The organism is Caballeronia sp. KNU42 (assembly GCF_053760385.1).
Genome location: NZ_CM132389.1, coordinates 1,893,589 through 1,916,457 on the forward strand (window position 1 = coordinate 1,893,589; position 22,869 = coordinate 1,916,457).

Sequence of the window (22,869 nt, forward strand, 5' to 3'; positions counted from 1 at the left end):
GGTCAATCGAAATTAAAATAACGCGGCGGTGCCTTGTGCTAGATCTCGAGTTGTTGAACACGCTGGTTTGCGTGGTCGATGAAGGCAGCTTTACGCGTGCCGGTGAGCGCGTCCACCGGACCCAGTCGACGGTGAGCCAGCAGATCCGCAAGCTGGAGGCAGCAGTGGGCCGCACGCTCCTGCTGCGTGACCGGACCGGCAATCACGTGAGCGCTACCGAGCATGGGGAGTTGCTTGCGCACTATGCGCGACGGCTGCTGGCGTTATCAAGGGAGGCGCAGGATGCGTTGACGAGCGACGTGACGCTCGAACCGGTTCGCATTGGCGTTCCCGAGGATTTCGATGCGCGGCGCATGTCGGGCATGCTGTCGGGATTTGTGAAGATGAAACCTGGCGTAAGGCTTGAAACGGTGAGCGGCATGAGTGTCGATCTCCAGCGCAAGCTTTCTGCAGGCGAGCTCGAGATTGCGTTGCTCAAGCGCGAGCCGGGCAGCGGCGAGTGCCTGGCATCCTGGCCCGAATCGCTCGTCTGGGTAAAGGGTGAAGGTGTTGAGCTGACGGACGAACCGGTTCCGCTGGCGTTGTTTCCGCAAGGGTGTGTGTACCGGCAACGCGCGATCCGTGGCCTGGACAAAGCGCGCCGGCGCTGGCGAGTGGCGTTCGGCAGTCATAGCCTGACCGGCATCCAGGCGGCGGTTTCATCGGGGCTTGGCGTGTCGGTCTTGCCTACTACCGCCGTGCTTCCTGAGCATCGCATCTGCACGGGTCTCCCCGGCTTGCCGCCAACCGAGCTTGCGTTGGTGAGCGCGGGCGGCGCGCTCAATGCGGTGCAGCAGGCGTTGATCGAATTCCTGCGTGCAGAGATCAAGGTTTAGCATTGTTTAGCGTGCCTTCGATTGGTGATATCGTTCGCAAAACAACTACCCCAATGGTGCGAGAGCAACTATGGAGACGGTTTCCGGCCACAGGCCGACCATCATCGACGTGGCGAAGCGCGCAGGCGTTTCCAAAAGCACTGCCGCGCGTGCGTTGGCGGGCGCACCAAACATTTCTGATTCAGCGCGGGAGCAGGTGCTGCTCGCAGCGGACGCGCTCGGCTATACCCGCAATGCGCTGGCAGTCAGCATGCGTTCGGGCCGCAGCGGCATGTTGGGACTTGTGTTACCCGATATTGCCAATCCTTTCTGGGGCGAAGTCGCGCGCGGTGCGCAGGATCGGGCAGCCGATGCAGACACGTCCATTCTGATTTTCTCGTCGAACTGGTGCGCGCGAAAGGAGCTGATGCACTTGAACACGCTGATGCGCGCGCGCGTCGACGGCGCGATCCTCAATGCAGTGACAGATAGCCTCGGTGACCTCAATCGTTTCGGGCTGCCTTGCATTTTGATCGGATCGAGCGCGGAGCGGTTTCCCGACGCCTGTTCGGTCGGTTCCGACATCGAGCAGGGAGTGCGGCTCGGCATGGACTACCTGCTCTCCATGGGTCATGAACGTCCGGCCCTGATCCTCGGGCAGAAGGTACGGCTTGCTCATGCGCGCTTCCTGCGCGCGGTCCATGAACATTGCGCCGAGCACGGCATCGATCCGGCGGTGCTATCGATCGAGGACGCGGACTACACGGCCGAAGGCGGCCGCCTCGCCATGCATCGCCTGCTTGCGCGCCGCCGTGGCCACCTGTGCGTCATGGCCGCCAACGACCTCATGGCGCTCGGGGCGATGAGCGCGGTGCGGGAGGCGGGCTTGCGGTGCCCCGAGGACGTATCCATTCTGGGCTTCGACGGCATCCAGGCGGGTGCGTTCACGTGGCCCGGGCTGACGACTATCGAGAAACCCGCCCGTCAGATCGGAGCGCAAGCGGTTGAGTGGTTGCTCGACGGCCACGCCGACGCGAACAGAGGCAAGCGGGTATATCTGCCGTGCACCCTGGTCGAACGAGGATCGCTCGCAAACCTTTGCGGTGCATCCGCGCGACGAATCGCTTAGAAAGAGGACAGTAAAACGACTGAAAAGATTGCAGCCAATAATTTTTCGGCGTAGTTTGGGAACGTTCCCATAACCAGGGGACGATTCTCAAAAATACTGAAAGAAGATTGGACCATGCTTAATACTCGACCGGTTGTCGAGGCGCCACGGGGGTTGTACCGGCGCCCGATGATAATCATCGGCATGCTGTACTTCACGACTGGAGCGCTCAGCTGGCTGAACGGCCCGCTGACGGTCTTCGTCAAGCTGGCGTTTCGGCTCGACGACATACGGGCGCTCCTGATCACGGTTGTCTTCTATGTTCCGTATTTCATCCTGGCGCTGCCGTACGCGTTCTTGCTGAAGCGGATCGGGATGAAAAGAGGCATGGCCGCAGGCCTCGGCGTGATGTCGATCGGTGCGCTGATGTTCAGCCAGTTCGCCGGCATGCACAGCTACGCCGGCATACTCGGCAGCCTGCTCGCGATCGGAGCGGGCCTGTCGCTGATGCAGACCGCCTACAACCCGTACATCAGCATCCTGGGACCCATCGATAGTGCTGCCCGGCGCGTGGCCGCCATGGGCATCTGCAATAAGACAGGGGGCGTCCTGGCGCCGTTCGCATTCGGCGCGTTGATCATGGGTGGGCTTGGAGAGTTCGTCAAACGGGTCGAAGGCGCGCCAACGCCGGCCCTAGCCCAGGCACTCCTTCACGAATTCGCCTCGCGATTGTACTGGCCGTATCTCACGCTGGCGGCCGTCCTCGTTGTCATGGCCGTGTGCGTTGCACGCTCGTCGTTGCCGGACATCACGCCCTCGTCCGCCAACGCCACCAGGCGTAGCGCAGACCTTGCCCGGAGCCTCTTTTCTTTTCCCCATCTTTGGCTCGGCGTCGTGTGCATCTTTGTGTATGTCGGCGCAGAGGTGCTGGCTGGAGGGGTGATCGGGCTTTATGGTCAAAGCCTGAACCTGCCGATCGACGAGGCCAAGCATTTCACGTCCTACACGATATTCGCCATGCTCGTGGGGTATATGGTCGGCCGCTCGCTGGTTCCCCGGGTCGTGTCGCAACAGCGCTACCTGGTCATCTCGGCGCTTCTGGCTGCATTGCTCAGCGTTGCCAGCTATGTTTCGCACGGCTATGGCGCGATCGCGTGCATTGCAGCGCTCGGTTTTGCCCACGCCATGATGTGGCCGGCCGTCTTTCCGCTCGCGATCAGGGGGCTCGGCCGATTCACCGAAGCGGGCGCTGCGTTCCTGATCATGGGTATTGTTGGCGGCGCCGTGATGCCGCAACTCTTTGCACACCTGAAGAAAATATACGACTTCCAGCTGGTCTACATGGCGATAACCGTCTGCTGCTACGCGTACATCGTGTACTACGGCTGGCACGGCCATACAGTGGGCACCCGTGCGTCGATGACAAAAGTTCCTTAACTATCGCAGCGTGATGCACGTAGAAGCGGTGCACACGGCAGCGATGCAAACCAAGCGTGAGGAGATAACCTGTGAGTAGCAACCACCAGACATTGCAGGATCGCGTTCGAGGACTCCTGTATGGGATCGCCTATGGCGACGCCCTTGGATCAACCGTCGAGCAGCTTTCCGCGCAGGAAATCCGGGAGCTCTACGGCCGGGTCAGCTCACTCGATACCGAGTCGCATCGAACGGCCTGGGGCGAAAACGCCAGCAAGGGATGCACGCGCGGGAACGGCATCGTCACCGACGACACCCTCATGGTGCTTTGCCTGATGACGGTCTACAACGAAACGGGCCGGCACCTTGACGCGTGGGATATGGCAAGCGGCATGGTGCGCCAGATTGCCTGGACGCCGCGATGGGTGCCTGAACTGCAGCGGGAAGCAATGCTCATGGAGCGGCTGTTCCATCCGCAGAGGTGGATTTTCCAGCGTCATCAACTCACCTCCTGTGATCCGCGTCAGGGCGGAATAGGCAACATGGTCAATTGCGGCGCTGCGATGTATATCGCGCCTGTGGGGGTGGTGAACGCGGGAGATCCGCATGGCGCCTATGAAGAGGCGATCGCCTTTGCCAGCGGTCATCAGGAAAGCTATGGGCTGGAAGCGGCTGGGGTGTTCGCCAGTGCGATTGCCGCGGCCTTGATACCCGGAACGACCATCGAGAAGGTGATCGAGGCCGCCATCAGCGTGGCGAAGGACGGCACGCGGGCCGCCATTGCCGCGATCGCGGACGTCGCAATCCGTTTGCGTGGCGAGCGCTATGACAGGATCGTTGCGGAATTTCACTGGGTTATCTCACGCTTTTCGCCAATGGGCGACGATGTGCAACTCACCGATGGAAAGACCGGTGTGGCGATCGATGGCTATCGGCCGTCGCGGCGCCTCTCGATCGAGGAATTGCCCCTGGCGCTGGGATTCGCGCTGATCAATGACGGCGACTTCAAGCGCACGATTGAAGACGGGATCAATTCGGGACGCGACACCGGTTCAATTGGCGTGATGACCGGCGCGGTGCTGGGCGCCATGCACGGCGCCAAGGTGATCGACGCCGGTATTTGCGACAAGCTCGACCAAACGAACCGGATGAGCCTGCTAAACGCCGCAGATCGTTTCACGCAGACGGTGCGTGCCATCCACGACGCGGATCGTGCCCGCGACGCGTGGAAGAGCAGGGTGCGCGACAAACTGGCGCTGGACGCGCAACGGGTGCGATAGACGTCCCGGCGTCCTGCGACGCGAGGGAGAGGGCGTTGCGCTGAGCAGTAGAAGGTTTCTGGCCGGCATCGTTTTCGTGGCCGTAATTAGCTTTACTAAATTTAAATAAAATCAATGCACCGGGTCGTCGGGACAACGAATCTTGGGTTATTAATTTTAAGGGAGGCTTGACGTGTCCAAAGAAGCACACCAGGGGCGTGTAGTTGTGGTTGGAAGTATCAATACTGATCTTGTTGCACAGACAACGCATCTGCCGTTTCCCGGCGAGACGCTTGGCAGCGTGCGATTCTCACAAGCTGGCGGAGGCAAAGGCGCCAATCAAGCGATTGCCGCTGCTCGATTCGGGGCGCTCGTCGCGATGGTTGGCCGCGTTGGCGACGATGAAAACGGGGGCCAGCGCTTGGATGATCTCAATTCAGAGGGGATAGATTGCTCGGGTATTACCGTTACGCGCGAGCATCCAACCGGCCTTGCATTGATGACGGTGTCACAAGGAGGGCAAAACACCGTTGTCGTTGTGGACGGAAGCAACGGCGAATTGAAACCCGCTGACGTGTGGCGCCAGGAGACATTGTTCAGCGATTCGGACGTGGTTGTTTGTCAGCTTGAAACGCCGCGGGAAACCGCCTATGCGTCGTTGAAGCTCGCTCGGCACCTTGGAAAAATAACCATACTCAACCCCGCGCCCGCGATTGATCCATTGCCGCCGGAGTGGCTTTCGCTGACAGACTATCTGGTCGTCAATGAAGTCGAAGCATTGATCCTGTCAGACATCCCGTTTGAATCGGGAAGCGACATGGGACACGCCGCGAAGCAATTGCAGCGTCAAGGCGCAGGTAATGTGATCGTGACGCTCGGCGCGCGGGGCGCCTATTTGCTGGAAGAAGGGGGACATGGCCGTCTTTTTGGGGCTCCTCGCGTGGAAGCGGTCGATACGAGCGCGGCTGGTGACACATTCATCGGAGTACTTGCTGCGCAGCTGGCGTCTCGTCAAACGATCGAAAAATCAATCGAGCGCGGACAACTTGCCGCCGCGATCTCGGTTACGCGTCGCGGTGGGCAAACGTCGATTCCGACGCGTGACGAAGTGGACGACTGATTTTATCTTGGGGAAACGAAGAACTCGTTGCGCTCGCAAACGCGTTCGATCACGGAGCCAATGCCGCAAGGCCTCGCGGCGCACCGTCCTAGTGTGGTGCGTCCGACTCCAGCCTGAGCTCTGCTGCTGCCATGGCGTAAGCAACGCAGCGTTTTGCCAGGATATCGGTCGGATCCACCAGCGTGATCGTCCGTCCGCGAGCGCTTACCCATTGAGCGCCAGGAAGCAGCAATGGCAGCTCCGTACATCCAAGGATCACGACTTCCACCCCTTCGTCGGCGAGGCCTTCCAATGCCGCGCAGATGTCGTCCATACACGGTCCATTGACGAAACCCGCCTTCACTCCTTCCTTGCCATAGATCGCATTCATCACGCTTGCCTGCAATGCCGGACTTGGCAAGACCTGCCGCAATCCTTGCGCTTCCAAAGCTTGCCGGTACACCCCGCTTGCGACCGTCCCCGATGTTGCAAGGAGCCCGACGTCGCCAAGCGACGGAAACGAATCGCGCAGCATCTCGACCGTCACGGTCAACATGTTGACGATCGGGATGCCGAGATACGGCTGGATTCGATGCACAAACGCGTGCGCCGTGTTACATGGAATCGCGATGATATCGGCGTCGCCGCTCTCAAGTTTCTTGCACGTGGCGTACAACGAGAGGGTGGGGTCCGGGCCGTCGCCGATCAGGTTGTCGGTGCGATCGGGGATCTGCGGATTCTGCTCGACCAGCAGCTTGATGTGATCCTGATCCCGCTTCGCCGGCGTGTTGCTGACGATCTTCTGCATGAAGTCCACTGTCGCCGCGGGACCGACTCCGCCCACCACGCCGACCTTGAACAGCTTGGGCGGCGACTCATACTGGCCCGACACAATATAGTGGGCATACGCAAGATTCGAGTCGATCAGCGGGATCTCGACCGTGCCCAGTTCAGCGCGAAGCTCATCTGCAACGAGCGCGATCTCGGTCATGCCAGGCATGATGATCTCCGCACCTTGCGCAATGAGATCTTCGCAAGCGGCTTTCAGTAGCGCCACCGGCTGACCCGCCAGGTGGCCGGACTTGATCCCATTGTTCCCATACACGGCGCGCGTAACCAGGTCCGTGCCGCCATCGACGCGAGGATGAATGACGTCGAATTCAGGCGCTGAAAAATAGCGCTCGAAGAGGCCGTTGTTCCGCGTATAGTCCGATGCCAGCACGCCAATGCGACGCACTGAGGGGAACTTGCCTCGCACCAGGTGTCGCACGGCTTCGATCATGTCCACGATCTGCAGGGGCGAGTTGGCCTTCAACTCGTCCATGAAGGTGTGGCTCAGGAAGCAGGGCAGCACGACGGTCTCTATACCGCGTTTCTCGAATGCACGAATGAGGTCGAAGATGTAGATCTGGCGTTCCACCGTCGCGGCGCTGGTGGCGCCGGCGCCGCGAAACGGATGCTGCTCGAAGACGATGTCGAAGTGATCCGCGTCGCCGGTTGCGGGCGTCGATTTGACGAGCTTGAAAAACAGGTCGGCGCTGGCGAGCGGGCCGAGTCCGCCAATGACGCCAAAAGAGCGGCGTCCTTGCTCGTGCTTCTCCCTCATTTCGCTTCGCCTTGCAGCCGATCGAAGATCACGGCTTCTGTTCGCGTGACCCGAGCCGTCTCCCATTTCGCGATCACGGCCGTTGCAATGCTGTTACCGATGACGTTGGTCGCTGTCCGGCCCATGTCGAGTATCTGGTCGATCGCGAGGATCAGCACGACGCCGGACGGAGGCAGATGGAACATCGGCGCAACGGCGGCAACCACTACAACCGAGCCCCGCGCCACGCCGGCCATGCCCTTGCTGCTGATCATGAGCACGAGCAGCATCAGGATCTGCGCGCCTACGGGCATATCGATACCAAAGGCCTGCGCAATGAAGATGGCGGCGAAGGCCTGGTACATCATCGAGCCATCGAGATTGAATGCGTATCCCAGCGGAAGCGTAAAACCGACTATCTTCTTGTCTACGCCGAATTCTTCCAGCTTCTCCGTCAGGCGCGGGTACGCTGCTTCGCTGCTTGCGGTTGAAAACGCCAGCATGGCGGGCTCGCGTACCGCCTTGAGCAACGACCAGATGGCGTTGCCAAGGAACGCGTAACCGGCGCCGATCAGCACCACCCACAGCAGTACCAGTCCCACATAGAAGCTGCCGATCAGCTTGCCGTATGTCATCAAGACATCGAGGCCATGCAAGGTCACAGCCGATGCAATTGCGCCGAATACGCCCACGGGTGCAAGCCGCATGACATAGTCGGTGAGCTTGAGCATGGCGGGGACGAGGGCGTCGATCGCTTGTACGAGCGGCGTCACCCTCGGGTCCGGCTTGATCGCTCCGAGCACAACACCGAAGAGCACGGAGAACACCAGGATTTGCAGGATGTCGTTGCGCGCCATGGCGTCGAGAATGCTGGTCGGAAATGCGTGCGTGACAAAGTCCTTGAAGTTGAGCCCGGCGGTGTTCAGGCCGGTGCTGACGTCGGAACTTGTCTGGACCATATGAAGGCCCGAACCCGGCTGCAGGAGGTTGGCGAGACAAAGGCCAAGCGCAAGCGACATGAGCGAGGCACAGACGAACCAGCCAACTGATCGAATGCCAATGCGGCGCACGTCGCTCGTTCCATCCATTCCGGCAAGACCCGACACCAGCGTGGCGAATACCAGCGGTGCAATGATCATCTTGATGAGCCGCAGGAAGATGTCCGTGATGATGGAGAAGTAACCGGCCACTTCTTTTGCTGCGTTCGAATCAGCGGCGCTGCGGTGACAGACATAGCCGATCACGACGCCAAGCACCATGCCGATGACTATGTAGAGCGTTAACCGGTTTTTCATTTCAATCCTTCCAGAGGTGTCTCGCACGAGGATGGGCGTGGGCGGCCGTGCGATGGGTTTGACGAAAAGTGCCCTTGTTAAAGGACTTTTCTGTCTCTGGACGGATAGTAGAAGCGGACAAAAAATCCGCGATGCGGGTTCAGCATGTCGTTATGCGAGTGCCGCATAACCAGGGTAAACGCTAGGTAAATGCGCTCACGCGGACGAGCGCAGATATCGCCAAAGGGTGTCGATGAACTCGTTTCTATTCGACGCGTCGCGGTACACACGCAACTCGACTTCGAGAGTCCATTCCTTGCCGCCAGCCGGAACGAGCTCGCCGTTTTGCAACTCGGTTTGTATCGAGCTTTTCGGCAGCCACGCTATTCCTTCGCCCTCCAGCACCATCTTCTTGAGCACTTCGGCCATATCCGATTCGTAGTGCGGGCGCAGTGCCGGTTGCGTCTTGGCGCGCCGAAGCAGCAAGGCCAGGCAGCGGCCAAAATAGCTGGTCTCCGTGTACGAGATAAGCGGCAAAGGGCGGCCCACCGTGCCGGGCAAACGCAGAGAAGGCCCCGACTTTTGATTCGGCTTGCAGACTGGCATGAAGGTGTCGATGCCGACCGTCAGGTACTCGTAGCGAGTGGGATCGAGATGAAGCGGCAGGTCGGGGTGGTGATACGCAAACATCAGTTCGCAGTTGCCGTTCACCAGCATCAGGATGGAATCATGGACGTTGGTGGGAATCACGCGCGCCCTGACATCGCGAAATTGTGCGGTAAGCGCGTTGAGCCAGCTGGGAAGAAAACTGAGCGCAATGGTATGGCCCGCTGCAATCTGCAACCCCGTGCCGGGCATGCGCTGTTCCGTACGAATGATGGCCCTGGTGTCGAACAGGCGGTTGAGAATGTCGTCCGCGGTTTCCCTGAAAAGACGTCCGGCGGGCGTCAGTGTGGGCGGATAACTGCTGCGGTCGATCAGGTCCGCTCCCACCCATTGTTCGAGCGCCTGAATCCGCCGGCTGAAACCGGACTGCGTGACGTTACGAACCTCGGCGGCACGCGAGAAACTTTGGTACTGGGCGAGAGCGACAAAGTCCTCAATCCATTTAATTTCCATACCGCTTCCTTCGGGCTTCTCAAGGAGAAGCGTGGTGTGCATGCCGGATGAGTTTGCTGGCTATGTAATGAATGGCAAGGCTTGGCCAAGCGAGTTGGTCTAATCCAGACGATTGTATGCGAGGTCAATAGAACTTACCGCCGTAAGCCAATGGCTAGCGCGTCTTAAGCATGCTTGGGGCACTTTTAGGGCACTTTTAGGGCACTTAGGAGCACCATGCGTTATTGCTTGAATTTGAACCCAAAGCTGAAAATTTGTTGACAAGCGCTAAGCGATCTCTGACACTCGATAGCATGCAAAAGCTCACGTCCGTAGCGATTATTAAACGAATGAACGCCCGTTGGGGCGCTTCATCGGGGACGTGTTTGCATTGGAAATAGGTTAAGTTGCGCAAACACCAGGCCCTACCGAAAAACGGTTGGGCCTTTTTTTTATGGTGCCTCCGTCTTTCGGTTTTAATCGACGGAGAAGATGATGGTTGGATCAAGCGAGCGGTTTGTTTTTCGAGCGGCGTCCGAAACCTCGGCGTCAGCGCATGCGCTATCGCCGGAGATGGTGATTCGTTTTGTTGTGCAACCGGGCCACATCGCCTCATGGCGCGTGCGGTCGGATTCCGAGTTGCGCGTGGGAACAGCAAGGGTCTGGGTCACACGCGTTTTCTCGCCCTACGACTACTGGTTGCAAACTGGTGACGTCCTTCGCGTGTCGCGAGGCGAGCGCATCTGGTTAAGCACCGACGCAAACATAGCGGCGGAAATTTCGCTGACCAGCGCGTATGCTGTTGAACGCAGACCGCTATTCAAGTGGATCGAGCGGCTAAGAGATTTCCTCGCTGACATTTCTTTATTGCGATCTCGCTAGCCGCTTGGCGGTTGAGTGAGTTGGCGGTCCGTTTCATTCCGGCCGCCAAATAAGGGATGAGCGGAAAATGAATAGCCAAGGTCAGCCACATTAAACTTCAGGAGACATTGCATGCTTCAGGTTTGGGGACGACGCAACTCATCTAACGTTCAGAAGGTCATGTGGCTAGTCGGCGAGCTTGATTTACCGCATGAGCATATTCCAGCGGGCGGGAGCTTCGGCCTGACGCAAAGCCCCGACTTCCTGAGCATGAATCCACACGGGCGCGTGCCGGTCATCAAAGACAGCGACGGTACGATTGTGTGGGAGTCGCACAGCATCTTGCGATACCTCGCGGCGCGTTATGGCAGCCCGCGTTTCTGGAGTGACGACGCAGGTCAGCGGTCTCAGGCGGACCGCTGGATGGACTGGTCGCAGAGCACTTTGCAGCCAGCCTTCCTGACGGGGGTGTTCTGGGGCTTCTACCGGACGCCGGAGGCCTTACGCAATACGAAGAGCATTGACGAGAGCCTTGATCGCTGCGCGCAGTATTTCCAGCTCCTCGACCGGGTGCTGGCCGAGCGGCCTTTCATTGCGGGAGACAGTTTGAGCCTGGGCGATATTGCGGCAGGCTCAAACCTTTACCGCTATTTCGAACTCGATATCAAGCGGCCCAGTGTTCCCAATGTAGAAGCCTGGTATGAACGGCTTAAGCTTCGACCGGCTTTCCGCGAGCACGTAATGGTCCCGTTCGATGAGTTGTTCGGGCGGCTCTCGTTCTAGCAGTCACTTGCGCTCATGGATATGCTCGACCAGATAGTCGATCAACGCTCGTACTTTGGGCGGAAGAAAACGATTCGGCGGATAGAGCAGCCACACCGAGCCTACATAAGCGCGTGCTTCGAGGTCCCAGTCGGCGAGTACTTGTATGAGCTCGCCACTCTGCAATGCTCTGCTAGCCGTGAATTCCGGCAGGTTCGCAATGCCGAAATCCTGTTGCGCCGCTTCGAGCCGCGCGCCGGCATGATTCGCTATATATCGCCCGCTCACCTCCACGGTTTGCGTTTCGGTGCCGCGCCGAAAACGCCAGCGGTTGTCGTCGGTGGTTTCGCCCAGATAGAGACAGTCGTGCCGGGCGAGATCACGCGGGTGTTCGGGCGTGCCGCGCGCACGCAGGTACTCGGGCGACGCACACAGCACCCATCGTACCGATCCAAGCCGCCGTCCCGCGAGACCAGGAGGCGGGTGATCGGTTAGCCGGATCACAAGGTCGAGATCGTTCTCGAGCGGATCGACTTCATGATCCGCGTAAAGCAACTGGAGATCGACCTCCTCATACATGCGCAAAAAACCCGGCACGAGCGGATGAATCACCGTTTTCGCAAAGGCCGTTGGCGCGCTCAGACTGACTTTCCCCTGCGGCCGGCCGACCAGTGAACCGGCTGCATCCACGGCGCCCGACGCTGCGCTCACAATCTCGCGGCAGAAGCGAACCACCTGCTCGCCCGATTCGGTCACCTTCACCTTGCGCGTCGATCGCTCGAGCAGCCGCGTGGCCAGCGCTTGCTCAAGACGCTTGATCTGGCGGCTGACCGTCGACGGCGTGCTGCCGAGCTGGCGCGCAGCCACCGAAAAGTTGCCGGCATCGACGACACGGGCGAACACGGCCATGTCGGGCAGCAATGCAAAGAGTTCTGTTGGATTCATCGGACCGTCGCGAGTGGGGGGCAGGATTAATGCATCTGCGACATAAAGGCTTTGCACATCGACCCGATTATCGTCGCATGTGCAACGCCCGACAATACGGACTCGTCTACGGAGGTGCGGCCATGTCCAAGGAAAACCGCCTGCTATTACTGTCTGACCTGATGCTGCTCGTGGTCGCGGTGGTCTGGGGCACCAGTTATGGCGTCGCCAAGAGTGCACTCGTGTTTTATCCGGTATTGGGCCTGCTCACGCTGCGATTCGGCATAACGTTCGTCATGTTGTCGCCTGCGTTGCGCAGCTTGCGTCATGCCGACGCGCGTACATTGCGCGGCGTATTCATCGCCGGCGTGCTTCTGCTGGGCATTTTCCTGAGCGAAACCTTCGGCATATTGCTGACGCGCGCTGCTAACGCTGCGTTCCTGATCAGCCTCTGTGTGGTCATGACGCCGCTGGTCGAGTGGATGCTGCTCAAGCGCAGGCCCGCGCGGATTGAATGGGCGGCAGTGGCGCTTTCGCTTTTAGGCGCATGGCTGCTTGCCGGTGACGGCGCGGTCGTATTGAATCCAGGCGATGCGCTGATCCTGTTGGCCGCCTTACTGCGTGCGCTGAATGTCTGCGTGACGAAACGCGTGATGCGCGACTCTGCGCTGCCGCCGTTGTCAGTGACCGCCGTGCAGTCGGGTGTGGTCGCGTTCGGCAGTGCTGCCGTAGCGCTCGTGTTTGCGCCGGGGCAGTGGCAGCACGTGCCGTCGTTCGCGGGGCACGCGCCGTTTTGGGGCAGCGTGTTTTATCTGGTCTTTGCGTGCACCCTGTTCGCATTCTTTGCGCAGAACTATGCGATCAAGCGCAGCAGTCCAACTCGCGTCGCATTGCTGATGGGGAGCGAACCCGCCTTCGGCGCGCTGTTCGCCTGGTTTTGGCTGGGCGAGAAGATATCGCTTGTGGCATGGGTCGGCGGTGGTTTGATTGTCGCGGCGTCCATGCTGGCGACGGTGCGCTGGCGCAAGGCGGTAACGGTTGCAGTCCCTCGTGCTTCAGAGGTTCTGCCCTGACGCAGCCCCTCAAGCGGCGTGTTCGATCGCCTGTCTAGCCCCGGCTTTTAGCTTCGTGACCGCTTCAATTAGCGCGCGCCGGAACATCTGGTTCGAAGCAAGTTCGTGAGTGAATACATCGCGACAGCCGAGCATCGCATCGACAAGATTTTCGGGCGCGTCGTCTGCGTTGGTCGCCAGCGCAGTCAGTTTCGACGCAAGCGGATCGCTGATGGCGAAAGTCGTGCCGTCGTCGGCGCGTCCGCGCAAGAACACGAACCAAGCAGCAACGCCAAGCGCGAGTCTCGTGATTGACTGATTGCGTTCCAGGCGCGCCGCAATGGTCGCGAGAAGGCGCGGCGGAATCTTCTGACTGCCGTCCATGGCGATCTGCGCGCAGCGATGTTTCAGCGCCGGGTTCGCATAACGCTCGAGCAGTGCATCGCGATACGACATCAAGTCGAACGACGCCGGAACACTCAAGGTCGGTGCGATCTCGTGGGTCATCATCGAATGGATCAGCGAGCGCAGCGGCGCGAAGGAAATGGCTTCATCGATGGTCGCAAAGCCTGCGAGCATCGAGAGATAAGCGAGTGTCGAATGTGTGCCGTTCAGCATGCGCAGCTTGGCGAGTTCGAACGGCATCACGTCGTCCACGAGTTGCGCGCCCACGCGTTCCCACGCGGGCCGTCCGGCGGGAAAGCGGTCTTCGATCACCCATTGACGAAACGGCTCGCACGGAACCGGCGCCGCATCGCGAAGCCCAAGCGCAGCGGCCGCGGCCTCACGGTCGGCGTCGGTGGTCGAAGGGACGATACGATCCACCATCGTTGACGGGAAGGCGACTTCGCGCTCGATCCAGGTTGCGAGCGCTCCGTCGAGCGCGCGAGCGTGGGTGCAGACCACCTGGCGCAATGCTGCGCCGTTGTGCGAGAGGTTGTCGCAAGAGAGCACGGTGAACGGCGCGATGCCGGCATCGCGCCGCGTCTTCAAGGCGGTGACGAGGATCCCCGGTACCGTGCCGGGTTCGCCGGGATGCTCCAGATCATGGGCGATGCCTGGATGGTTAAGGTCGACGTCGCCCGTCTTCGTATCGCGGCAATAGCCTTTCTCGGTGACCGTCAACGAGACGATGCGTACATTCGCGTCGACGAGCAAATCGAACAGGCGCACGCGGTCGTGCGGCAGCGCGAGCACTTCACGCAGTGCGCGAATTACGGTGGTCTTCACACCCTGCGGCCCGCGTTCCACGACGCTATAGAGGCCATCCTGCGCCATCAACGCATCGCGTTTGGTCACGTCACCCTGAAGCGTGACGCCGCAGATTGCCCAGTCGCCACCCGCGGCAAGCATGGCCTCTTCCGTATAGACCGCTTCGTGCGCCCGATGAAAATTCCCGATGCCCAAATGAACAATGCCAATACGCGGATCGCGCCACCCGGGCGCCAGCAAATGAGCCTTGATTAATGGGAGCGTTTTGCGGCAAAGCACGGATTCATCGGACATTTTAAGTAGCCTGGAGCGGGAAAACCCTTGGTTGACGACTAAGTCTACTTGTATGGTAGCATCAATTCCATCGATTGCACCTCAAGGAAATCCCCATGAAAATCGTCCGCGCCGATGTCATCGTCAGTTGTCCGGGACGCAATTTCGTCACGTTGAAAGTGGTGACCGACGAAGGGGTGTACGGCATCGGCGACGCCACTCTCAATGGCCGTGAGCTTGCAGTCGCCTCGTATCTGAAGGATCACGTGTGCCCGTTGCTCGTGGGGCGCGATCCGGGGCGCATCGAAGACATCTGGCAGTTCCTCTACAAGGGCGCCTACTGGCGTCGTGGTCCGGTCACCATGACTGCCATCGCCGCCGTCGACATGGCGCTGTGGGACATCCTGGGCAAGGTCGCAAACCTGCCGTTGTACAAACTGCTCGGCGGCGCGTCGCGTGAAAGCGTGATGGTCTACGGGCATGCGACCGGTCGTGATATTCCTGAAGCCCTCGACCGCTACGCGGAGCATGTGGAGGAGGGGTATCAGGCCATCCGCATTCAATGCGGCGTGCCGAACATGCGCTCGGTGTATGGGGTATCGAAGGGTAGCGGCATGTATGAGCCAGCTACCAAGGGCGCGGTGGAAGAGCAGACATGGTCGTCGGAAAAGTATCTCGACTTCGTGCCCAAACTCTTCGAAGCGGTGCGCGACAAGTTCGGATTCGATACCCATCTGCTCCACGACGTGCATCACCGTCTCACGCCGATTGAGGCGGCACGCCTGGGTAAATCAATCGAGCCGTACCGCTTGTTCTGGATGGAAGACCCCACGCCTGCTGAGAATCAGGCCGGTTTCCGGCTCATTCGCCAGCACACCGTGACGCCGATCGCGGTGGGCGAAGTATTCAACAGCATCTGGGATTGCAAGCAGCTGATCGAAGAGCAGTTGATCGACTACATTCGCGCCACGCTCACGCATGCGGGCGGTATTACGCACCTGAAGCGCATTGCCGATTTTGCTTCGCTCTACCAAGTTCGTACGGGTTGCCACGGCCCCTCGGATCTGTCGCCGGTCTGCATGGGCGCAGCGCTCCATTTCGACTTGTGGGTGCCGAATTTCGGCGTGCAGGAGTACATGGGTTTCCCGAAGGAAGCGCTCGATGTTTTCCCGCATGCGTGGACCTTCGATCGGGGCACGATGCATCCCGGCGAGGCGCCCGGTCACGGCGTGGATATCGACGAAGAACTCGCGGCGCGCTATCCGTACGACCCGGCTTACTTGCCGGTCGCGCGCCTCGAAGACGGTACGCTCTGGAACTGGTGAACGGCGGCGTTTAAGCGCTCGGCAGAACAACAAGGAGACAGGCAATGGCAGATCAGAACAACAGCGCGATGTTACGCCGCGTCGCCTTTGCATCGACGATCGGCACCGCTGCCGAGTACTACGATTTCTTCGTCTACGGGACCGCGGCGGTGCTCGTGTTCGGTGCGAAATTTTTCCCCAGTAGCGACCCGTTGATCGGGACGCTCGCTGCGTTTGCAACGTACGCTGTGGGCTTTATCGCGCGACCGCTGGGCGGCATCGTGTTCGGGCATTTCGGCGATCGCATCGGCCGCAAGAAGGCGCTGATCGTGACCATATTGATCGTGGGCCTGGGTACCTTCCTGATTGGTCTGCTGCCTGATTATTCGCAGATCGGCATCTGGGCGCCGGCTGCACTGATCCTGATCCGTGTACTGCAAGGTTTCGGTGTTGGCGGCGAGCAAGCGGGTGCTGTGTTGCTGACCGCCGAATATGCGCCGCCGCCGAAGCGGGGTTTCTTCGCCAGCCTTGTCCAGCTCGGCGCACCCGCCGGGTTCCTGATTCCGGCAGGCATCTTCGCGATCCTCACCGCAACGCTCACGCACGCGCAACTGCTCGACTGGGGCTGGCGGCTGCCGTTCCTCGGCAGCATCGTGCTGGTCGTCGTGGGTTTGTATATCCGGTTGCGCACGGAGGAGTCACCGGTCTTCACGGAAATTCGCAAGACGCAGGCGGTCGAGTCGCGGCCGGTTGTGGAAGTCGTCCGGCAATTCGGGTCCACGATCCTGAAGGGTGTCGGCGCGAAGCTGATCGAGGCCTGTACGTTCGCGATGTACACGATGATCGTGCTGGCCTACGGCCGCGTGCACGGTATCAGTGAGAGCCTGTTGCTGCAGACGATCATCGTCGCGGTCACGCTCGAACTGATCGCGATTCCGCTTGCCGGCGCGTTGTCGGATCGGATCGGCCGCCGCGCCACGTTTATGGCAGGCAGCCTGCTGCAGGTCCTGCTGGTCGTACCGTTGTTTCATGCCCTCGACAGCGGCAGCCGGCTTGCGATCCAGACCGTGATGATTCTCGCGATTACCGTCGGTCATAGTCTTTGCTATGCGCCGCAGGCGTCGCTCTTTCCCGAACTTTTTCCAGCGCGTGTGCGTTGCAGCGGTATCGCGCTGATCTGGCAGATCGGGTCGTTGATCGGCAGCGGCGTACTCGGACTCGTCGCCGTAAAGATGCTTCAAATGACGGGCGGCAGCTCGGTCGGACTGATTGTCTACGTGATGGCGCTGGGCTTTGTGTCCACGCTGTGTATTTATCTTTTGCCCGAAACCGCACCTTTGCGTCGCGGCGGTGATCTTCACGACTGGGGGGCGCCGGCACTCGCGACGTCTCCCCGCGAAGCGCATGCATCCCCTGTTTTTGCAGCGCGCCGCTAGCCCAAGCGTTGTGCTTCGGCACGCACACTATTCAACGGAGCTTCTCATGCTTGCAGCCGTCCTTCACGAACCGAAACGCTTGTGTATCGACGAAGTCGATGCGCCTCAACCAAAGCCGGGTCAGGTTCAGATCCGTGTGCGCGCAGGCGGTATCTGCGGGTCGGACCTGTCGTATTACTTCAAGGGCAAGAGCGGTGATTTCGCGGTCCGGGAACCGTTCGTCCTCGGGCATGAAGTCGCGGGGGAAATCGCCGCGCTGGGCGAGGGCGTGAGCGGTTTGCGCGTCGGTCAGCGTGTTGCCGTGAACCCGGGACTGAACTGCGGCGAGTGCCGGTTTTGCGTGAAGGGCATGACCAATCATTGCCTGAACATGCGCTTCATGGGCAGCGCCTCGACGTTTCCTCACATGCAGGGCATGTTCCGCCAATACATTGCGGTTGCCGCGCGCCAATGCGTGGCTGTGCCTGATGCACTCGACTTCGCGCAGGCGTCGATGGCCGAGCCGCTTGCCGTTGCATTGCACGCGCTGCGGCACGCGGGATCGCTGGTCGGCGCCCAGGTGCTGGTGATTGGCTGCGGACCTATCGGCTGTATTTTGCTATCGGTTGCGCGGCGTGCAGGAGCGCATCGTCTCGTTGCGCTCGACCTCGCCGACAAAGCATTGCAAATGGCCGCCACGCTCGGCGCCGATCAGACCGTACTCGCCACGGACCAGGCACAGGTCGAAGCATGGTCCCAGTCGCGCGGCACCTTCGACGTCGTGATCGAAGCATCCGGCAGCCCCGCCGGACTCGATACGGCACTTCGTGCTGCGCGTGCAGGGGCCACCGTAATTCAGGTGGGCAACCTGCCGGCAGGGCAGTCGCCGGTCGCGGCCAATCTCGTGATGGCGAAGGAATTGCGTTATCAGGGATCGTTCCGCTTCACCGATGAATACGCGGTCGCCGCCGAAGAAATCGCCACCGGGAAGATTGATCTGAGCCCGTTGATGACGCATGTCTTTCCGCTTGCAGATGCGAACCATGCGTTCGAAGTGGCGCATGACCGCAACCAGTCGATGAAGGTGCATTTGCAGTTCGACTAAATCCCTATCACTGCATTGCCCGAGCGCCCGATCACAAAGAGGCGTATTCCAGGAGACATTCATGTTCAGAAGCCAGCGCTGGTTCGTGGTCGGTTTGCTATTTCTCGCCGGCGTGATCAACTATCTCGATCGCGCTGCGCTCTCTATTGCAGCCCCCTTGATCCAGAAGGACCTCGATTTTTCGCATGCGCAGATGGGCATCGTGTTCAGCAGCTTTTTCATCGGCTATGCACTGTTCAATTTTGTCGGCGGCGTGCTGTCGGACAAGATCGGCGCGAAGAAAGTGTTCGGTGCGTCGATGGGCATCTGGTCGATATTCTGCGGAGCGACCGCGCTGGCCAGCAGCCTCGTTTCGTTGATCGTGTTGCGGGTTTTGTTCGGCATGGGCGAGGGGCCATTCAGTTCATCGAACAGCAAGATGGTCAACAACTGGTTTCCGCGGCGCGAGGTGGCCAGCGCCATTGGTGTGATCAGTTCCGGTACGCCGCTGGGTGGCGCGCTTGCGGGACCGGTTGTTGGATACATGGCAATTCGCTTTGGGTGGCGTTGGGCGTTCGTCGCGATCATGGTGCTTGGGTTGCTGTGGCTCGTGGTGTGGACCTTGACCACGACTGAACAACCGCAGCAGGACAAGCGGATTAAGCCCGAGGAGCTTGCGTTGATTGTCGCCGGCCAGCAGCAGGCTTCGTCGATGGAGCATGCGCCCGAAGGCGAAAAGGCAGGGCTGAAGTTTTACCTGAAGCAGCCGATCATTCTTGCCACGGCGTTCGCCTTTTTTGCCTATAACTATGTGCTGTTTTTCTTTTTGTCATGGTTTCCGACGTATTTGACCGAAGCGCATCATATGTCGCTTCATGACATGAGTATCGCCACCGTGATTCCCTGGGTGCTCGGCAGTATTGGTCTTGCTGCAGGCGGTTTTATCACTGATATGATTTTGCGGATTACCGGTAAGCCGTTGCTTGCGCGGCGGATCGTTTTATCTGTTTGTCTCGGCGTGGCAGCCGTATGTGTCGGATTTGCCGGGCGGGTTGAAAGTATGGAGGGGGCGGTCGCGTTGATGTCGGTGTCGATCTTTTTTCTTTATGTGACGGGCGCTGTCTATTGGGCCGTTATTCAGGATACCGTTCGGCGCGAGAATGTTGGAGGCGTGGGCGGTTTTGTGCATCTGCTGGCGAACCTCGCCGGGGTGATCGGGCCTGCTGTGACCGGTTTTATCGTGCAGGCGACTCATGGTGCGTATGGCAGCGCGTTTGTGCTTGCTGGAGCCGTTGCTGTGTTAGGAGCGCTTTGTTCGTTGATTTGGATTCGCGAACCGCGTGGTGGGAAGGTCAAGGAGCGGGGGTTGCTGGTTTAGGGTTTTGCTCGCGCCGGTGGATGGGGGTGATGTCGGGGTGCTAGCGTTTTGCGTTTGCGGTCGGGGTCATTGCCGGGTTGCTGCTTTCGGCGTTACTGGTCTGCTTAGGTTTGCTAATCTCTTTATCACTTTTAGCCACTGCGCGTGGCGGCGCGTCATTTCTTTGTCCAAAGCGACAAAGAAACGAAGCAAAGAAAGCGCTTTCAAAACGAGGGCTCGTAAGTTGACCTAGCGTGCAGTTTCTACGTTTTTGGCACCCCAAAAGCACGGTGCTCGCAAGAGCGACGAATGTGTGAAACCCTCCTTCTCCGAACACCGATACCCACACGCTTCGCCACCAGTGACTGAACCTGCCCAAGGAACATCCCGCGCTATCCGCGGACAACCATCGGCCAATTTCACCCCCATCTCCGAGGTTTAAATTGACCTCGGCGGCGTGGTAGTATGGTAGATGACAACATGAAGCTTTTGCTTTCTCTTTGTTCTCTCTTTACTCCTCGTTCAGGTGTGCCATGGTCACGAAAAACGTCTTGCCAGCGCCACCGCGACGCGACGCGTCTTCGTCAGAAAACGTCAGTCGCAATGAGACAAAGGCTTCTTCGCGGCCACCGGCCGGGGCTGCCCGTGGCCGAGTTCGCGCAATTGAACCGCGTGTGGCGCTGCCCAATCTGCGTGCTCAGCTTCAGGTCGAATCGCACGAACCCATCGGCAAACAAATCTTTCGCGCCCTGCGCGAAGCCATTTTTTCAGGCGCACTGGTACCCGGCACGCCGTTGTCCGAAACCGAAGTCTCGGAAATGTTCCAGGTTTCCCGGCAACCGGTTCGCGAAGCATTTATCAAACTCGTGGAGTCAGGCGTCCTGCAGGTGCTGCCGCAAAGAGGAACCTTCGTTAAGAGGATTTCTCCGCGGCGCGTTCGCGAAGGAAGGTTCATCCGGGAAGCGATCGAGGCCGCAGTGGCCCGCAAGGCCGCGCTCGAAATCACGACGGAACAGCTTGCGGACCTCGCTGAAAATCTGCGTGACCAGAAGACTGCGGCAAAGGTGAACGACACCACGTCGTTCCTCGCGCTCGACGAGCGTTTTCATTTCCTGATCGCACAATCCATTGATTGCGTCGCGGCATGGGACACCATCCAGGACATCAAGGCCCAGATGGACCGCGTGCGTTATCTGAGCCTGCCGGAAGTCTCGCCGCTTGAATTGCTGATCAAGCAACACGCACGAATCGTGAGTGCGCTGAAAGCGCACGATGCGGATGGCGCCGAGGAAGCCATGCGCGCACATCTGCGAGAGATCCTGGTGTCGCTGAAACCGGTTGCCGAGCGTAATCCGGACTGGTTTGAACCGGATGAAGGCGAGCGCGTCCACCTTGCCAGCTAGCTTGACGGCACCGCGCGCGTTCCTCTGCTCCTAGACGATCTCGATCTCAACGAACACAACCTCGTGGTCGCTAGCATTGACGACGTTGTGTTCAACACCCTTCAATCCGGCATAACTCTGCCCCGCACGCAGTTCGGAAACACGATTGCCTGTTTTAGTTTCAAGCAGGAGTTCTCCGTCCGTTTGCGGAACGACAATATAGTCGTGCCCATGGACGTGCCAGCCGGTCTCGGCACCCGGTGCGAATCGCCACTCGGTCACTATCGCGCGATCGTTTGATACCTGCTGCGTGGGGATTGCCGGTGTGCGAGTCATGCGGGTTCCTCCTAGGTTGGACTGGTTCAGGGCATCAGCATGCGGCCCAACTCGATCAACCCTTTGTCGCTGCCGGGCGGGCCGATCAGCGACAACCCCAGTGGTATGCCGTCTATCTGCATCAACGGCAGCGAGAGTTGCGGGCATCCGCCAAGCCCCGCGACGCACAGCATCCTGATCGCCTGATTACGGTACGCATCCAGCGCTTCTTCCGCGTCCGTAAGCAGCGGGGCGACGTCGGGCATCGTGGGCATGAGAATAACGCGCCCGCCGTCGAGCGCGCTCAACAAGTTCGCACGGAATTGCTCGCGTACGCGTTCACTTTCCTCGTTTTGCAGTGGCGTGACCGTACGTGACCATGCGAAGCGTTCGCGCACGCCCGGACCGAGCTGGAAGTCGAAACGCTCGATCGACTCACCCTGACTTTGCCACGCCTGGAATCCCTGCGCGTAACGAAACGCCCAATAGAGCGAGTCTGTGGAGGGCGTCATGATGTCGACGCTTTCTATCGATCCAAAACATGGCTTGAGGCGGTCTAATGTCGCGAAGAAAACCTTTACAACAGCCTCCGGCAGCCCGGCCAGCACCTCGCGCGGCAAGCAGGCTTGCGGCGTTGATGGGAGCGTCGCCGTGTCTTCGCCGAGCAACACGTCGCCCACGCGTGCGAATGTCTCGATGTCGCGCGTGAACCAGCCGCAAGTGTCGAACCCCGGTGACAACGGCATGCAGCCGTCGAGCGATATGCGCGCGTGGGTTGGTCGCAAACCGATCAGGCCGCAATGGCTAGCCGGCGCGCGGACCGAGCCGCCGGTATCGGTGCCGAGCGCGAAATCGCACAGCCCATTCGATACCGCCGACGCCGACCCCGAACTCGATCCTCCAGTCACACGGTCCGGCGCGGCGCCATTGCGCGGTGCGCCGAAGTGCGCGTTCTTGCCGGTCATCGAGAACGCCAGTTCCTCCGTATAGGTCTTGCCCGCGAAAGCGGCGCCGGCCGCGAGCAAGGCGTCGACTACCGGCGCGTTGGCCGTCTTGATGCCGGACATGGCCAGCATGTGCGGGTTCCCGCAGCCGGTCGGGTAACCGGCCACATCGAAGATGTCCTTTACGCCGAACGTCAGGCCCGTGAGCGGGCCGCTTGCGGCATGGGGTGCTGGATAATCGGGGTAGGGCACGAAAGCGCGATACGAGGCGATGTCTGCTGTCATTTCGTT

20 protein-coding genes are annotated in these 22,869 nt (G+C 59.9%); 13 read left to right on the plus strand and 7 right to left on the minus strand.

The window, feature by feature from the left end; translation table 11 throughout:
• Positions 1-35 precede the first annotated feature (35 nt).
• From ACSOSP_RS27650 to rbsK, 5 genes are all read left to right on the plus strand, one after another.
• Complete coding sequence (locus ACSOSP_RS27650) at positions 36-875, plus strand: LysR substrate-binding domain-containing protein (protein ID WP_455311630.1); 840 nt, start codon at positions 36-38, stop codon at positions 873-875.
• Positions 876-945: 70 nt separating this feature from the next.
• Positions 946-1,983, plus strand: coding sequence for a LacI family DNA-binding transcriptional regulator (locus ACSOSP_RS27655; protein ID WP_455311631.1), 1,038 nt, complete (start codon positions 946-948; stop codon positions 1,981-1,983).
• A 114-nt stretch (positions 1,984-2,097) separates the two neighbouring features.
• The gene (locus tag ACSOSP_RS27660; protein ID WP_455311632.1) at positions 2,098-3,399 is read left to right on the plus strand and encodes a sugar MFS transporter; all 1,302 of its coding nucleotides are present in this window, start codon (positions 2,098-2,100) and stop codon (positions 3,397-3,399) included.
• 71 nt (positions 3,400-3,470) lie between these two features.
• Complete coding sequence (locus ACSOSP_RS27665; RefSeq protein WP_455311633.1) at positions 3,471-4,658, plus strand: ADP-ribosylglycohydrolase family protein; 1,188 nt, start codon at positions 3,471-3,473, stop codon at positions 4,656-4,658.
• Positions 4,659-4,830: 172 nt separating this feature from the next.
• Complete coding sequence (gene rbsK, locus ACSOSP_RS27670) at positions 4,831-5,757, plus strand: ribokinase (protein WP_455311634.1); 927 nt, start codon at positions 4,831-4,833, stop codon at positions 5,755-5,757.
• Between the two features lie 88 nt (positions 5,758-5,845).
• Here the strand turns inward: rbsK and ACSOSP_RS27675 are convergent, their stop codons facing one another.
• From ACSOSP_RS27675 to ACSOSP_RS27685, 3 genes are all read right to left on the minus strand, one after another.
• Positions 5,846-7,342, minus strand: coding sequence for an aspartate/glutamate racemase family protein (locus tag ACSOSP_RS27675; RefSeq protein WP_455311635.1), 1,497 nt, complete (start codon positions 7,340-7,342; stop codon positions 5,846-5,848).
• Positions 7,339-8,616 (minus strand): dicarboxylate/amino acid:cation symporter, encoded by a 1,278-nt coding sequence (locus tag ACSOSP_RS27680; protein ID WP_455311636.1) that lies wholly within the window; start codon positions 8,614-8,616, stop codon positions 7,339-7,341. The genes ACSOSP_RS27675 and ACSOSP_RS27680 overlap by 4 nt, the downstream gene beginning before the upstream one ends.
• Before the next feature lie 195 nt (positions 8,617-8,811).
• Complete coding sequence (locus tag ACSOSP_RS27685) at positions 8,812-9,714, minus strand: LysR substrate-binding domain-containing protein (RefSeq protein WP_455311637.1); 903 nt, start codon at positions 9,712-9,714, stop codon at positions 8,812-8,814.
• A gap of 552 nt (positions 9,715-10,266) precedes the next feature.
• Here ACSOSP_RS27685 and ACSOSP_RS27690 point away from each other — a divergent pair.
• Positions 10,267-10,575, plus strand: a complete 309-nt coding sequence (locus ACSOSP_RS27690) for a DUF2917 domain-containing protein (protein ID WP_455313694.1) — start codon at positions 10,267-10,269, stop codon at positions 10,573-10,575.
• A gap of 111 nt (positions 10,576-10,686) precedes the next feature.
• Complete coding sequence (locus ACSOSP_RS27695) at positions 10,687-11,337, plus strand: glutathione S-transferase family protein (RefSeq protein ID WP_455311638.1); 651 nt, start codon at positions 10,687-10,689, stop codon at positions 11,335-11,337.
• A 3-nt stretch (positions 11,338-11,340) separates the two neighbouring features.
• Here the strand turns inward: ACSOSP_RS27695 and ACSOSP_RS27700 are convergent, their stop codons facing one another.
• Positions 11,341-12,261: a LysR family transcriptional regulator gene (locus ACSOSP_RS27700; RefSeq protein ID WP_455311639.1), complete on the minus strand. Its 921-nt coding sequence runs from the start codon at positions 12,259-12,261 to the stop codon at positions 11,341-11,343.
• A 122-nt stretch (positions 12,262-12,383) separates the two neighbouring features.
• On the opposite strand from ACSOSP_RS27700, the gene ACSOSP_RS27705 reads away from it, so the two are divergent.
• Positions 12,384-13,313, plus strand: a complete 930-nt coding sequence (locus ACSOSP_RS27705) for a DMT family transporter (protein ID WP_455311640.1) — start codon at positions 12,384-12,386, stop codon at positions 13,311-13,313.
• Positions 13,314-13,322: 9 nt separating this feature from the next.
• On the opposite strand, the gene ACSOSP_RS27710 is transcribed toward ACSOSP_RS27705, so the two are convergent.
• Positions 13,323-14,798: a mannitol dehydrogenase family protein gene (locus ACSOSP_RS27710; protein ID WP_455311641.1), complete on the minus strand. Its 1,476-nt coding sequence runs from the start codon at positions 14,796-14,798 to the stop codon at positions 13,323-13,325.
• A 95-nt stretch (positions 14,799-14,893) separates the two neighbouring features.
• Here ACSOSP_RS27710 and manD point away from each other — a divergent pair, with 95 nt between their 5' ends.
• The 5 genes from manD (at position 14,894) to ACSOSP_RS27735 (ending at position 21,340) form a co-directional block, all read left to right on the plus strand.
• The gene (manD, locus tag ACSOSP_RS27715) at positions 14,894-16,102 is read left to right on the plus strand and encodes a D-mannonate dehydratase ManD (RefSeq protein WP_455311642.1); all 1,209 of its coding nucleotides are present in this window, start codon (positions 14,894-14,896) and stop codon (positions 16,100-16,102) included.
• A gap of 44 nt (positions 16,103-16,146) precedes the next feature.
• Positions 16,147-17,517: an MFS transporter gene (locus tag ACSOSP_RS27720; protein WP_455311643.1), complete on the plus strand. Its 1,371-nt coding sequence runs from the start codon at positions 16,147-16,149 to the stop codon at positions 17,515-17,517.
• Positions 17,518-17,563: 46 nt separating this feature from the next.
• A complete protein-coding gene (locus ACSOSP_RS27725) occupies positions 17,564-18,601 on the plus strand; it encodes an L-idonate 5-dehydrogenase (RefSeq protein WP_455311644.1) in 1,038 nt (345 codons plus the stop codon).
• A 61-nt stretch (positions 18,602-18,662) separates the two neighbouring features.
• On the plus strand, positions 18,663-19,958 hold the full coding sequence (locus ACSOSP_RS27730) for an MFS transporter (RefSeq protein WP_455311645.1): 1,296 nt from the start codon (positions 18,663-18,665) through the stop codon (positions 19,956-19,958).
• Positions 19,959-20,470: 512 nt separating this feature from the next.
• Positions 20,471-21,340: a GntR family transcriptional regulator gene (locus tag ACSOSP_RS27735; protein WP_455311646.1), complete on the plus strand. Its 870-nt coding sequence runs from the start codon at positions 20,471-20,473 to the stop codon at positions 21,338-21,340.
• Between the two features lie 30 nt (positions 21,341-21,370).
• Here the strand turns inward: ACSOSP_RS27735 and ACSOSP_RS27740 are convergent, their stop codons facing one another.
• Both ACSOSP_RS27740 and ACSOSP_RS27745 read right to left on the minus strand, forming a co-directional pair.
• Positions 21,371-21,655: a cupin domain-containing protein gene (locus tag ACSOSP_RS27740; protein ID WP_455311647.1), complete on the minus strand. Its 285-nt coding sequence runs from the start codon at positions 21,653-21,655 to the stop codon at positions 21,371-21,373.
• 26 nt (positions 21,656-21,681) lie between these two features.
• On the minus strand, positions 21,682-22,863 hold the full coding sequence (locus ACSOSP_RS27745) for an amidase (RefSeq protein WP_455311648.1): 1,182 nt from the start codon (positions 22,861-22,863) through the stop codon (positions 21,682-21,684).
• Positions 22,864-22,869: the final 6 nt, after the last annotated feature.

Bases quoted from the DNA above. Each gene is read 5' to 3' on its own strand.
- ACSOSP_RS27655 (WP_455311631.1), top strand. From the start codon at position 946: ATGGAGACGGTTTCCGGCCACAGGCCGACCATCATCGACGTGGCGAAG.
- ACSOSP_RS27660 (WP_455311632.1), top strand. From the start codon at position 2,098: ATGCTTAATACTCGACCGGTTGTCGAGGCGCCACGGGGGTTGTACCGG.
- ACSOSP_RS27675 (WP_455311635.1), bottom strand. From the start codon at position 7,342: ATGAGGGAGAAGCACGAGCAAGGACGCCGCTCTTTTGGCGTCATTGGC.
- ACSOSP_RS27680 (WP_455311636.1), bottom strand. From the start codon at position 8,616: ATGAAAAACCGGTTAACGCTCTACATAGTCATCGGCATGGTGCTTGGC.
- ACSOSP_RS27685 (WP_455311637.1), bottom strand. From the start codon at position 9,714: ATGGAAATTAAATGGATTGAGGACTTTGTCGCTCTCGCCCAGTACCAA.
- ACSOSP_RS27690 (WP_455313694.1), top strand. From the start codon at position 10,267: ATGGTGATTCGTTTTGTTGTGCAACCGGGCCACATCGCCTCATGGCGC.
- ACSOSP_RS27695 (WP_455311638.1), top strand. From the start codon at position 10,687: ATGCTTCAGGTTTGGGGACGACGCAACTCATCTAACGTTCAGAAGGTC.
- ACSOSP_RS27700 (WP_455311639.1), bottom strand. From the start codon at position 12,261: ATGAATCCAACAGAACTCTTTGCATTGCTGCCCGACATGGCCGTGTTC.
- ACSOSP_RS27705 (WP_455311640.1), top strand. From the start codon at position 12,384: ATGTCCAAGGAAAACCGCCTGCTATTACTGTCTGACCTGATGCTGCTC.
- ACSOSP_RS27710 (WP_455311641.1), bottom strand. From the start codon at position 14,798: ATGTCCGATGAATCCGTGCTTTGCCGCAAAACGCTCCCATTAATCAAG.
- manD (WP_455311642.1), top strand. From the start codon at position 14,894: ATGAAAATCGTCCGCGCCGATGTCATCGTCAGTTGTCCGGGACGCAAT.
- ACSOSP_RS27720 (WP_455311643.1), top strand. From the start codon at position 16,147: ATGGCAGATCAGAACAACAGCGCGATGTTACGCCGCGTCGCCTTTGCA.
- ACSOSP_RS27725 (WP_455311644.1), top strand. From the start codon at position 17,564: ATGCTTGCAGCCGTCCTTCACGAACCGAAACGCTTGTGTATCGACGAA.
- ACSOSP_RS27730 (WP_455311645.1), top strand. From the start codon at position 18,663: ATGTTCAGAAGCCAGCGCTGGTTCGTGGTCGGTTTGCTATTTCTCGCC.
- ACSOSP_RS27735 (WP_455311646.1), top strand. From the start codon at position 20,471: ATGGTCACGAAAAACGTCTTGCCAGCGCCACCGCGACGCGACGCGTCT.
- ACSOSP_RS27740 (WP_455311647.1), bottom strand. From the start codon at position 21,655: ATGACTCGCACACCGGCAATCCCCACGCAGCAGGTATCAAACGATCGC.
- ACSOSP_RS27745 (WP_455311648.1), bottom strand. From the start codon at position 22,863: ATGACAGCAGACATCGCCTCGTATCGCGCTTTCGTGCCCTACCCCGAT.